Annotated in this window: 5 protein-coding genes; all 5 read left to right on the top strand. The window is 49.4% G+C overall.

What is annotated here, in order from left to right:
* The first annotated feature begins 332 nt into the window (after window positions 1-332).
* The 5 genes from ACOZB4_RS27605 (at window position 333) to ACOZB4_RS27585 (ending at window position 6,920) form a co-directional block, all read left to right on the top strand.
* Window positions 333-2,735, top strand: coding sequence for a PAS domain S-box protein (locus tag ACOZB4_RS27605; RefSeq protein WP_379411546.1), 2,403 nt, complete (start codon window positions 333-335; stop codon window positions 2,733-2,735).
* A gap of 57 nt (window positions 2,736-2,792) precedes the next feature.
* Window positions 2,793-3,458 carry a response regulator transcription factor gene (locus ACOZB4_RS27600; protein WP_379411544.1) on the top strand — a complete coding sequence of 222 codons (666 nt, stop codon included), beginning with the start codon at window positions 2,793-2,795 and terminating at the stop codon, window positions 3,456-3,458.
* Window positions 3,459-3,674: 216 nt separating this feature from the next.
* Window positions 3,675-3,797 carry a hypothetical protein gene (locus ACOZB4_RS27595; RefSeq protein WP_272914355.1) on the top strand — a complete coding sequence of 41 codons (123 nt, stop codon included), beginning with the start codon at window positions 3,675-3,677 and terminating at the stop codon, window positions 3,795-3,797.
* Window positions 3,798-3,839: 42 nt separating this feature from the next.
* Window positions 3,840-5,801 (top strand): methyl-accepting chemotaxis protein, encoded by a 1,962-nt coding sequence (locus ACOZB4_RS27590; protein WP_422759706.1) that lies wholly within the window; start codon window positions 3,840-3,842, stop codon window positions 5,799-5,801.
* A 198-nt stretch (window positions 5,802-5,999) separates the two neighbouring features.
* On the top strand, window positions 6,000-6,920 hold the full coding sequence (locus ACOZB4_RS27585) for an AraC family transcriptional regulator (protein WP_379411536.1): 921 nt from the start codon (window positions 6,000-6,002) through the stop codon (window positions 6,918-6,920).
* Window positions 6,921-6,949: the final 29 nt, after the last annotated feature.

Raw genomic sequence — 6,949 nt, 5'->3', positions numbered from 1 at the left:
AGATTTGTGGTCAGGCTAGCGTCTTTAGGCGCAGTTTGGCAACAGGGGGTTATACCCCAAGTGCAAACCACCCGTTGGACGGGTGGTCATGATTTAGAGCCCCTTTTGCTTCGTTTATTTTCGTGGATATGACACTCCGAATCGTTACGCAAAATTTCTCTGTACTTGATCTTCGCATTTGTGAAGGATCTGCCGATAAATGATATGGCTGCCATTTGCTTCATCCCGCAGTTCGCATTCGGTATACCGCAAAGCATCTGACGTGACTGCGTGTATGCTTCATAAGGAGACCATCAAACATCATGTGTATTTACTTCTTAGGGGCAACCATCTTGGTATTAGTCGCCCTCACCATCACATTCTGGATTTTCTTGTTCAAAAGCGCATATCAGCGAAAGTTAAGCCATCAGGCCTTGGATATGGCCGAAGGCAGATTCCGACTGCTTGATGATATGCTGCTTACGCTTGATGTTGGCATTTGGTCATACGATTTCGGCACAAGGAGTATCCAAAATACTTCTTTGGCTTTTCATAAAATTACAGGTTATTCACATCGTGATTTCACGGACGGTCTTTCCTGGGAAGAGCTGATCCATCCAGAGGATATGACGTTGTTTCGATCATTGGTCGACAGAACTCGACAAGGTGAGACCGTTCATACTGAATTCCGGATTATTCATGCAGAGGGCGATGTTCGCTGGGTCCAAGTGAAGATGATTCCGATGATGAATGAATCCGGGCAAATGATCCGTACAGATGGTATTGCCGTTGATATTAGCACACGTTTCCGCATGGAGGAGGCGCTGTATGATATTACGGAGTGCAAGAAGATGGAGCAAGCGCTCAATGAAAGCATGAACCGGTATCGCAGGCTGGTAGAGCTATCTCCTATTGCCATTGCCGTTTGTAAGGACCGCAAGTTGATGTATGTAAATCCCGCTGGACTTCGGATCATTGGAGCGGCTGGGCCTGAGAACATCCTGGGTACCGATCCTTGGGATTGGGTGCTGGATCCCTACGAGGAGTGGGAACGCAAACGGCTCATGCAGCTTATTCGATCAGGGCAGGTCGTTCCCGAGGAATTATCCATAAAGCGGGTTGACGGAGAGCGGGTCGATGTTGTGACAACGGCCTTGTATGATGCGGAATCTGACGCGATTGAGATTTTCTTCGAGGATATCACCGCCCGCAAATCCGCGGAACGGGCCCTTATGGAAAGCGACCGAATCAACCGCCATATCCTGGATATCGCTCCTGTTGCGATGTTCCTGCACTCCGATTTTTCTTATGTTTATGCGAATCCCGCAGGCCTTTCCTTATTGGGTATAACGGATATCGTCCAATTAGCGGGAACTTCACTCCAGGACGTAATCCCCTCGGATCAGGTCGAGTTCGTGATTGCGGAGGTTGAGCATGTGTACGAAAGCGGGAATACCTCGGAGCTCACCGGGAACAAACTGGTCCAGCTGGATGGAACGATCATCGATATAGAGGCAATTACGACACCTATTCCTTATATAGGTCATAACACGGCGCTTACCATTATTCGCGATGTTACGCAGCAGAAGCAGGCTGAACGGGAGCGCATTGCGGCAGAAAGGCTAGTTCGGGAGAGCGAGGACCGTTATTTTAGGCTGCAAATGAGCCTGGATCAATTCTCTTCCGACCTTTTTGGGATGGTGAAGATCAGTGAATTGAACGCCCGTATCGTGCGGGAAATCAAGAAGGTGCTGGTGACGGATCGGGTGAGCCTCATCCAGATCAATCACCACAGCCTGCATATCAAAATCCAAGGGGGCCATAAAGTTCTGCCGCAAGGTGTGCTTCATGCGATCCATACATGCGGTCCCGAGCATATTCCATTCTGTAAACTGTTTGAGATGTCCGACGGATATTTTGTCAAGATTGGAGAAATGAACGGGGATAGCAGCATTGTCTGCATTGGCGGAGAGGTTCCCTTGCTAATGATTCAGGCCAAAAAAATATGGCTGGAGACCATTACGCGCTATGCAAGTGTCCTGTACGATAACTTCCGCGTCATTGAGGATTTGACGAGGGAGCTGGAGAAGCTGGATTCATCCCAGCAAATCATGCCCTTGTGGCTGCTGCGACTGATGCTGCATTTATCTGAAAATGAGCGGAAGCGATTGTCCCAAGATCTTCACGATGCTGCGCTCCAGGAACAGATTATATGGTACAGGAAATTAAATCAGATTACATCGGATCATGAGCTGCCGGAGCAACTTCGCCCGCAGCTGGAGGAAATCGAGCAGGGGCTTCTGGATGTCATATATCAGATTCGAATTACGTGCAACGAGCTTCGCCCCCCGCTGCTCAAGGAGGAGGGTTTGGAGCGTTCGCTGGAGGCATTGTTTGAATTTACCCAGCTCCGCACCAATTATTCTATACAGTTCGACTGCTCGAACTTCGATGATGATATCAGTGACGATCACTTGATCGGACTGTACAGAATTGTCCAGGAGCTGCTAGCCAATGCCACGAAGCATTCCAACGCGACCGAGGTAAAGCTCCGTTTGTCCACTCAGTGTGATGAGGTCAATCTTAGCTATGAAGATAACGGGATTGGGATCGATTTGAACCAGAAACCGGATCAATTCAATCATATGGGGATCGGCGGCATGAAGGAAAGGGTGAGAAGCATGAACGGTAAAATCCAGTTCGACTCATCGAAGAGCGGGGGGACGGCTGTCTATATATCCATAACAGCAAAGTAAACATTCCACCGGCAGTGAAGTAATCAAGATACCAGATTGAAGGAGCCATGAGTGACCATGATCGAAATTTTATTAGTGGATGACCATCCCTCGGTGATGGAGGGAACCAAGGTGCTGCTTGAGCAGGAAAAGGATATGTTCGTGAAGCTTGCGAATACACCGGAGCAGGCGATGGAGCTGGTGAGAACGTTGCATTTTGACGTAATGCTGATTGATATGCATATGCCGGGCATGAGCGGAATTGATTTGGCCAAGCAGATCCTCCAAATCGTTCCGAACGCGGTGATGCTGGTTTATACGGGTTTTGAAGTCAGCAATCATTTTAATTTGATTATGGAGGCCGGACTGGCTGGTTTTGTCTCGAAAACGTCGGGCAAAGAGCAGTTGGTAACGGCTGTTCGATGTGCGCTGCGAGGGGAAGTCGTTCTGCCGTTAACACTTGTGAAGCAGCTCCGGCGTGTTACCGCAAATGGTCCGGAACGGACAGCAGGGGCGCCGGCAGCCCAGTCTATAACCGATAAAGAATATAGTATTCTCAAGGAAATCGCTCGCGGAAAGAGTAACAAGGAGATTGCGGGAATGGTGATCATGAGCCAGCGTTCACTGGAGTACAGCTTAACCAATCTGTTTCAAAAGTTGAATGTGAAGTCACGCATAGAAGCTGCACTAAAGGCAAAGCAGATGGGAATCCTCTCGGATTCGGATTTTGTTCAGCTGGGCTGACCGGCTAGCTCTCTTTAACGTTTCAGATCATAAAGTATGTTTACCTCGACATGACACGAGATAGATTCACTATTATTCGACAATATCCGCAAGGCAATCCGCAAAATTCTTGCGTGAGCACGCAAGAGAATTTCGGTTACGAACGGTAGGTAAGTGTATATGCTTATGTTACTGGATGGATGTAGTCTGTAAGTAGGAAGGGTGGTAACCTGCGGCATGACAAAGGACCTATATGAATATGGTGTCGATGACCTCTTGTCACCGGAAGAGATTGAGGAAGTTTTGGCGCAGCTTGAAGAAGAGTGGAATGAATTTAACAGCCGGAAGAAGCGAGGGTGACTCATAATGAAACGATTGAAGTCTTTGAAATCTCTGTTTGCAATGAAACTCCAGGGTCGTATGCTGTTTATTATTTTGGGGTCGATTACGATTTTTCTAGCTGGCATGATGGCTTATATCAGTATGACTACAACGGAGCAAGCTCTGGATTCGGCCAAGACGCTTGCGGTGACAACGAGTGAGAAGATTGGCACGCTGGTACAAGCAGAGCTTGACGATGTCATGAGCTCCGCACGTACATTAGCTGTAAGCTTTGTTGGAATGAAAGGGACCGATACCACGAATCGCGCAGCCGTTAATGAAATACTGAGAAGAAATCTGGAAGACAATCCGTCCTGGAAAGGGATCTGGACCTTATGGGAGCCGGATGCCTTTGATGGCCGGGATAACGAATACAGAAACAAACAGGGCAGTGACCAAACGGGGCGATTGATGTCCTACTGGGCAAGAACGGAATCCGGCTTGGAACGCTCCGTAATCGAGGATTACGAGCACGAAGGGGAAGGTGACTTCTATCTCCTGGCGAAGAACAGCGGGAAAGAAATCATTATGGATCCGTACGTCTTCAAAGTAGGCAACGAAGATGTCATGATGACATCGCTCGTTGTTCCGATTATCGATAACGGAAAGACTGTCGGCGTGGTTGGCGTCGATATTTCCCTGGCACATTTGCAAAGCGTAATGGAGCAATTCCGATTGTTCGATACGGGGTATGCTCATATTTTTTCGAATACCGGCGTGATCGTAACGTCGCCGGAGGACGGGGTGATGGGGCAGACGTTGGAGGAGGCCTATCCTGGCAAGACGGTTCCCCTTATCCTGGATGCGATTCGGGAAGGAGATGTCTATACTGAGGAAGATTCCGAGCTGTACAAGCTGTATACCCCGATTAAGACCGGATTGACCGAAACGCCATGGTCTGCTGCTATCATTATCCCGATGGATGAGATTACGGCAAATTCGGATGCGTTGATTATCTCCATTATCGTTGCCGGACTGACCACTCTGGTGGCCATGGCGGCTGTCGTGGTCCTGTTAACGAGATCCATCGTGAAACCATTGGGCATTTCCGTTTCCATCGGAGAGTTCATGTCGAAGGGAGACTTCACGCAGGAGGTGCCTGAGGCTTATCTCCGCAGAGCCGATGAAATCGGCACGTTGTCCAGAGTATTCGCGCAGCTGCTGGAGAGCATGCGGGAGATGATCGGTAAAGTGAACCTGAACGCATCATCGGTAGCCGCCGCTTCACAGCAGCTATCGGCTGGTGCCGAGGAACTTGCGGTTGGAAGCAGCAGTCAGGCTGAATCCGTGCAAACGGTCAGTGAATTGTTCCATGAATGGTCAAATGCCATCAATTCTGTTGCGAGCGATGCATCAGCAGCATCCGAGCTTGTAAACCAGACCTCCGGCATTGCAACGGAAGGCAGCGGTATCGTCCAGCAGTCGGTGGAAGGCATGAATCGGGTACGAGAGCAGGTTGCCAAACTCGAAGCTGATTCCCAGCGGATTGGCGAGATTATCGAGGTGATTGACGATATCGCCAAGCAGACCAATCTGCTTGCCCTTAATGCCACGATCGAGGCTGCCCGCGCCGGCGATCAAGGAAGAGGCTTCGCTGTGGTGGCGGATGAAGTGCGCAAGCTAGCCGAACGTAGCGGAGGAGCCACGAAGCAGATCGCCGATATCATCAAGGGCATGCAGAAGAATACGGCTGATAGCGTGGAGGCGGTGAATCTAGGCGTCATCCACACGGAAAAAGCCGGTGAAGCCTTTGCCTACATTACAAGTATGGTGAATGAGTCTGCCGGTAAAGTAATGGATATTGCAGCTGCCAGCGAGGAGCAGGCAGCCCAGGCTGCCGAGGTGGCGACCGCAATTGAAACCATATCTTCGTCGACGGAGGAAACGGCGGCTACAAGCGAGGAATCGGCTGCAACGGCACAATCGCTTGCCGAGCTTGCTGAAGAGTTAAACCATACCGTATCGGCCTTCAAAATCTCGTAGCACCACTGGCATATTGATGATAAGCTTGGCCTAAGGGCCAGGCTTTTTTTATATATAAAGTTACGATTTATGTACGCTGTGAGATTAATACACCTATAACTACTCTTAAACGCGGTCTGTCTTCTGTGAAGTACGTCGATAGAAGTTTTTGTCCATAAATCATGCTGCACGGCTCGGACGAAGGGAGGAAGACGTGTTGTGAATGGCAGCTTGTTTCAGCAGATGTTAGAAGAGGGAGATTATGTCCCGCGCTTTTACGCCTATTACTATAAGCAGTGGATAGATTATGAAATGCCATACCATCAGCATGACTCAACCGAGATTATGTATATGATCCAAGGGGTGTGCCGGATTGACGTGAAGGTAGGCGATACGGAAAAGAGTGTCACGCTCAAAAAAGGGGAGTTTATGGTGCTGGATGCCGATGTCCCGCATCGGTTAATCGTTGAGCAGGCGGTCTCCTGCCGAATGCTGAATGTGGAATTCGGGTTTATGGAAAATGAAGGGAGGACGCTTTCTCTCGGGCAGATTGCAGGTGAGGAGCAAGAGGTGTCATTTCTCCTGAATCGGCCGTTTCCCTACTTGGTGCTAGCGGATCAGGAGGAGGTATATCCGGTGCTGCGGAGCCTCGTGCTTGAACTCGATCAGAGAGGGACGGAGGGTAGAATGATGACGCATATGCTGTTTATTCAGCTGCTTGTCTGTATCGCCCGTCTGTATGAAGAAAGGGAACGCAGCGAAGTGCAGCAGAGCGAGTTCTATATTAAACGAAGCGTCGATTTCTTGCATCAGAACTATGACCGCCATATTCAGGTAAAGGACGTTGCCGCCGAGGTGAATCTGCATCCCGGCTACTTGCATCGGGTATTCCGCAGAGGGACGGGCAGGACAATAACGGAGTATCTGACCATGATTCGAATGGAAAAGGCCAAAATGCTGCTGGAGCAGACGGATATCCCCATAGATGAAATATCGGACTATGTGGGTGTTGGCAGCAGGCAATATTTTCATATGTTGTTCAAGAAGAATACGGGAACCACGCCGGTGGAATATCGGCTGCGGAAGGATCGGAATGCCTGGAAATACGGTGATCAGGATGCCAGATCAGATAAGAAGTGAGGATTTTTGACTCAGAAGAGTCCAAGAGG

The sequence above is a fragment of the Paenibacillus sp. NPDC058898 genome (assembly GCF_049316025.1).
Taxonomy (GTDB): domain Bacteria; phylum Bacillota; class Bacilli; order Paenibacillales; family Paenibacillaceae; genus Paenibacillus_AQ.
This window is presented reverse-complemented; position numbering and strand designations above follow the sequence as displayed.

What these genes read in the sequence shown, in the direction of transcription:
- ACOZB4_RS27600 (WP_379411544.1), top strand. Translation starts at nt 2,793, where the DNA reads ATGATCGAAATTTTATTAGTGGATGACCATCCCTCGGTGATGGAGGGA.
- ACOZB4_RS27595 (WP_272914355.1), top strand. Translation starts at nt 3,675, where the DNA reads ATGACAAAGGACCTATATGAATATGGTGTCGATGACCTCTTGTCACCG.
- ACOZB4_RS27590 (WP_422759706.1), top strand. Translation starts at nt 3,840, where the DNA reads ATGAAACTCCAGGGTCGTATGCTGTTTATTATTTTGGGGTCGATTACG.